Genomic DNA, 3,953 nt, shown 5'->3' with positions numbered 1-3,953 from the left:
GGGGTTGGTCGCTGATAGGGAGGCACTTCCGCAGCCTCGGGAAGTTGATGTCCACGTGGCGAACCCCGACTATGAAGGCGGGGTCTGGGCCGTGGTGGATTTTGATGTCACGCCGTACTTGGGCAAGGCGGTTCGCTTCAATGCGACCCTGCCGGAAAACCTGCTGCAGCGGATCGATGAAAAGGTGAAGCGTGATCATCGGTACGCATCGCGCTCCGGCTTTCTTGCTTCTGCTGCACTGCGAGAGCTGGCGCTTACCCACTGATCAATGGTGCTTGCGCTCCGCCTATGCCCACCAGTACCGCACGAAGTGGAAGAACACTGGCGCCGCAAAGCATACCGAGTCCATGCGGTCGAGCATGCCGCCGTGGCCTTCGATCATGTGCCCCCAGTCTTTGACCCCGCGGTCGCGTTTGATCGCCGACATCACCAGCCCGCCGAAGAAGCCCATGGCGTTCACCGCCAGCGCCATCAGCGCGGCCTGCCAGAAGGTGAACGGGGTGATCCAGCACAGCAGGGCGCCGATCAGGGTCGCCAGCGCCACGCCGCCGGCCAGCCCTTCGAGGGTTTTGGAGGGCGACAGGTTGGGCGCCACCTTGCGCTTGCCGAACAGCTTGCCGCACACGTACTGCAGCACGTCGCTGATCTGCACCACCAGAATCAGCCAGGCGATCAGCAGCAGGTTGCGCCCCTCATAGCCCGGGATGTCCAGGGTCATCAGCGCGGGCACCGACGACACGCAGTACACCGCGATCATCAGGCCCCACTGCACTTTCGAGGCACGCTCGAGAAAACGTGTGGTATCGCCGCCAAAACTGGCCAGGATCGGCAGCAGCAGGAACAGGTACACCGGAATGAAAATGCTGAACAGGCCGTACCAGTCCATGGCGATCAGCACGTACTGCACAGGCAGCGCCACATAGAACGCCGCCACCAGCGCCGGGTAGTCGCTGCGCCGGGTTGGGGTAAGGGTCATGAACTCGCGCAGGGCGTAAAACGACACGCCGTAGAACAGCACGATGACGCCGTACTTGCCGAACAGGAAGGCGATGCCGATTACCAGCACCATCACCCACCAGGCGTTGATACGGGCGTTGAGGTTGTCGATCACGGCGTGCGGTGCCGGGCCGGCGCGCCACTTGAGCAGGCGGCCGATCACGCTGGCGAGCAGTAGCAGGGCGCCGATGCCGGCGAACAGGGAAAGGGTGTTATCGTCCATGTCAGGCATCCTTCGGGGCCAGGTTCAGCAGGGCGTGGCTGGCCCGCTCGAGAAAGGCCTGCTTGCTTTCATCAGCTTGCAGGTGCAGCGGTTCGCCAAAGCTCAGGGTGCACAGCAGTGGCAGCGGCAGGGCACGGCCCTTGGGCATCACCCGGTTGAGGTTGGCGATCCACACCGGTACCAGTTCAACCTCAGGGTTGGCAGCCGCCAGGTGGTACAACCCGCTTCTGAATGGCATCAATGCCTCGTCGCCGAGGTTTCGCGTGCCTTCCGGGAAGAAGATCAGCGAGTCGCCCTGGGCCACCGCATCAAGGATCGGCTGCAATGGGCTGCCCTGGCCTTCGCTGCGCTGGCGGTCGATCAGCACGCCATTGAATACCTTGCGGATGAGAAAATCGCGAATGCCGGGTTTGGCCCAATAGTCGGCGCCGGCTACCGGTCGGGTGCGCTTGCGCAGTGGCTGGGGCAGTGAGGCCCACAGCAACACGAAGTCACCGTGGCTGCTGTGGTTGGCGAAGTACAGCCGCTGCACCGGCAGCGGCGTGCAGCCCAGCCACAGGGCCCGGGCGCCGGTGATCAGGCGGGCGGCGGAGGTGATGAGGTAGGCGGTCAGGTTGGCGAGCATGGAATGTTGGTTATCCTTTCAAAGGCAGTGTCAGCAAGATAGCCAAGGCCAGTGACAGTTGCAGGCCCAGGCACAGGGCCTGGCGACGGAGCAGGTTGAGTGCGGCCTGGCTGCGAGCGGGCCAGGCGCGGGAATCCAGGGGCTGTGGCTTGAGCTTCAGCTCGAACAGGGCCTGGTCCAGAGTCTGGGTATCTGCCGTCAGGTCGCGGCTGGCGGCCAGGTGGGCAAACAGCTCGGCGTCCAGCGCCACGCGGATGGCCCAGTATTTGTGCAGCACGCCGAGCACCAGCAGGGTAATGCTCAGCAGGCTTGCCAGCGGTTGTAGCGGGGCACCCAGCAACGGCGCCAGGCCGTAGGCCAGGGCCAGCAGGGTGATGCCGTCGGAAAGGCGCTCCAGTTGCTTGCCGCGGCCCAGCAGGCCGGCCACCACGATCAGGTTCATGGTTGCGCTCCGAGTTGATGCAGGACCTGGCGGTGCGCGTGATGCAGGACGATGCCAGGGCGGGCTTTACGGATCACTGCCTCGGCCTGTTGCGCATTGCTGCAGCGGCCGCTGAGCACCAACCAGGCTGCCACGGCGCTGGCGCTGCGCGAATGGCCCAGCGCACAGCAGACCAGTACCGGGCCTTTGGCACGCAGGCGTTCGATGGCGTTGGCGGCCTGCTGCAGGAGGGTGATGTCCGGTGCTATCAGGTCCAGGGTCGGAAAACCCTGATAAGCACCCGCTGGCGCGGCACAGGATAGTTCGGCGCACAAGTCGACAACTGCCGGAAAGCGGGCATCGGCGGGACGTCCCGGAATTCTCCCCAGGTAAACGCCATCACAGACTTCGTCTGGCTGCGGGTGACGCCTGGTCCACAACCTCGAATTGGCCCACGCTGCCAACAGGTACGGCGCCAGCAACCAGCAGGCGGCGCTGGACAATCGGCCATCGCTGCCCTTTTGAAACCCGCCTGCACCCAGCACGGCATAGTTCAGCGCCACCAACCCCAGCGACACCGCCGGCCAGGCCAACCAAAGCCAGGCGCCGCCCAATACCCGGGCAAACATTGCACACATGAGCGCGCCCGCGGCATAGCAAAGCGCCAACAGCCAGCGCTTGGCATCCTGCGCAAGGCGAGCCTGCTGCCAAGGCAGCCGTCCCTTGTGCGGCCACAGCCACACACAGGCAAATCCCGCCAATGCGCCGGTAGGCACGTCGACGAAGTGGTGTTGCCAGGTGGTCAGCACCGACACCCCGATCAGCCCCATCCAGCCATGCATCAACCAACGCCAGGGCTGGCGCCGCACATGTCGGGCAAACATCGTCCAGATCACCACCAGCAGGGCTATGTGCAGCGAAGGTGCCTGGTTGAAAGGCTTGTCGAAGCCCATCAGCACGTCGAACAGCCAGCCGAACAGCCCGCCCAGTTCTGGCCGCTCGAAGGTGAAGCGCAGCGGCCAGAGCAGGAAGCAGGCGACGCTGACCACCTGTGCACTGAGCAGCGCCAGGGCATGGCGGTCCATTTCCTGGCGCGTGCGTGGCAGCAGGAAAGACAGCCCGTACAGCAGGTCGATCGACCAGTAGGGGATGATCGTCCAGGGCCACAGCGGCATGCCGCGCTCCCAGCCGAACACCAGGCTGCCGACATCCGTGCGCCCGGCCGTATGGTTGTTTGCCAGCCCGTAGCTGAGGAAAAACAATGGCCCCAGCAACAGCAGCCAGCACACGCCCCGGCGGATCAGCCCGGGCTCACGAGAAGGGTTCATTCAGCGTACCCGTTGTGCCAGGCTGACGCTGAAGATGCCCCATTCATCGATGCGCTGGGCCAGCTTGCGGAAACCTGCAGCTTCGACCAGCTGGTCCATTTCCGCCTGGCTGCGGCGGCGCATCACCCAGGCCTCGCCGCCGCGGTGGCTGGTCAGGGCGCGGGCGATCATCTCCAGTTGCGGGTGCCATGGCTGGCCGGTGTAGACCAGATAGCCGCCTTCTTCCACAGCGTCCGCCAGGCCGGCCAGCGAGTTGCCCACCAGCTGGTTGCTGGGGAACAGTTCGTACAGCCCGGAAACCACTGCCAGGGTAGGGGGCTGTTGCAGTGTGGCCAGGCTCTGGCGGTCGAAGGCATCGCC

Annotated in this window: 6 protein-coding genes; 1 reads left to right on the top strand and 5 read right to left on the bottom strand. The window is 64.8% G+C overall.

What is annotated here, in order from left to right; all coding sequences use genetic code 11:
* Positions 1-265, top strand: a 265-nt coding sequence (locus HP546_RS27195; protein ID WP_172232012.1) for a type II toxin-antitoxin system HicB family antitoxin, incomplete at its 5' end; no start/stop codon positions are given.
* 21 nt (positions 266-286) lie between these two features.
* On the opposite strand, the gene HP546_RS27190 is transcribed toward HP546_RS27195, so the two are convergent.
* From HP546_RS27190 to HP546_RS27170, 5 genes are all read right to left on the bottom strand, one after another.
* Complete coding sequence (locus tag HP546_RS27190; RefSeq protein ID WP_172232009.1) at positions 287-1,219, bottom strand: phosphatidate cytidylyltransferase; 933 nt, start codon at positions 1,217-1,219, stop codon at positions 287-289.
* 1 nt (position 1,220) lies between these two features.
* On the bottom strand, positions 1,221-1,844 hold the full coding sequence (locus HP546_RS27185) for a lysophospholipid acyltransferase family protein (protein WP_172232006.1): 624 nt from the start codon (positions 1,842-1,844) through the stop codon (positions 1,221-1,223).
* 10 nt (positions 1,845-1,854) lie between these two features.
* Complete coding sequence (locus HP546_RS27180) at positions 1,855-2,286, bottom strand: hypothetical protein (protein WP_172232003.1); 432 nt, start codon at positions 2,284-2,286, stop codon at positions 1,855-1,857.
* Positions 2,283-3,593 (bottom strand): phosphatase PAP2/dual specificity phosphatase family protein, encoded by a 1,311-nt coding sequence (locus tag HP546_RS27175; RefSeq protein ID WP_172232000.1) that lies wholly within the window; start codon positions 3,591-3,593, stop codon positions 2,283-2,285. The genes HP546_RS27180 and HP546_RS27175 overlap by 4 nt, the downstream gene beginning before the upstream one ends.
* The coding region (locus HP546_RS27170; protein WP_172231997.1) for a class I SAM-dependent methyltransferase family protein at positions 3,594-3,953 on the bottom strand (360 nt) is incomplete at its 5' end.

Source organism: Pseudomonas sp. CM25 (genome assembly GCF_013179705.1).
GTDB lineage: Bacteria > Pseudomonadota > Gammaproteobacteria > Pseudomonadales > Pseudomonadaceae > Aquipseudomonas.
The sequence above is the reverse complement of the archived record's forward strand: the minus strand, read 5'-3'. Positions and strand labels throughout refer to the sequence as shown.